Source organism: Sphingorhabdus sp. (assembly GCF_046292425.1).
Taxonomy (GTDB): domain Bacteria; phylum Pseudomonadota; class Alphaproteobacteria; order Sphingomonadales; family Sphingomonadaceae; genus Sphingorhabdus_B.
The window spans coordinates 1-558 of record NZ_JBKBQV010000118.1; the positions used below are offsets into that span (position 1 = coordinate 1).

The following is a 558-nucleotide window of genomic DNA, read 5'->3' on the forward strand; positions in this document are numbered from 1 at the left end:
GCAAGGGCCGGGTCGTGCGCGAAGGCAGCAAGGTGGCCATCCTCAGCCTGGGCACCCGGCTGGCCGAAGCACTCAAGGCCGCTGACGCACTCGACGCCAAGGGCCTCAGCACGACGGTTGCCGACATGCGCTTCGCCAAGCCGCTCGACACCGGGTTGATCGATCGGCTGATGCGGACTCACGAAGTGGTGGTGACCGTGGAGGAAGCAGCGATCGGCGGTCTGGGCGCACACGTGCTCACCCATGCTAGCGACGCCGGGCTGCTCGATTCCGATGGCGTAAGCGGTGGCCTCAAGATCCGCACCATGCGCCTGCCCGACGTTTTCCAGGACCACGACGATCCGGTGAAGCAGTACGACGCGGCGGGCCTCAACGCGCCGCATATCGTGGAGACGGTGCTGAAAGCGCTACGCCACAACAGCGCGGGGGTGGAAGAGGCGCGAGCCTAATCCAGTCCAGCGGCCATCGCGGCGGCGATCAGGGTGTCCAGGTCGCTTTCCGGCACCGGTTTCCCAGGCTTGAAGTTGAGGCAGGACTTGCCGTGCATGTGCGGGCGCA

General features: G+C 66.5%; 1 protein-coding gene. It reads left to right on the forward strand.

Annotated elements, in window-relative coordinates; translation table 11 throughout:
• On the forward strand, nt 1–449 hold a 449-nt coding region (locus tag ACK4S7_RS13190; protein ID WP_409647724.1), incomplete at its 5' end, for a transketolase C-terminal domain-containing protein.
• Between the last annotated feature and the right edge of the window lie 109 nt (nt 450–558).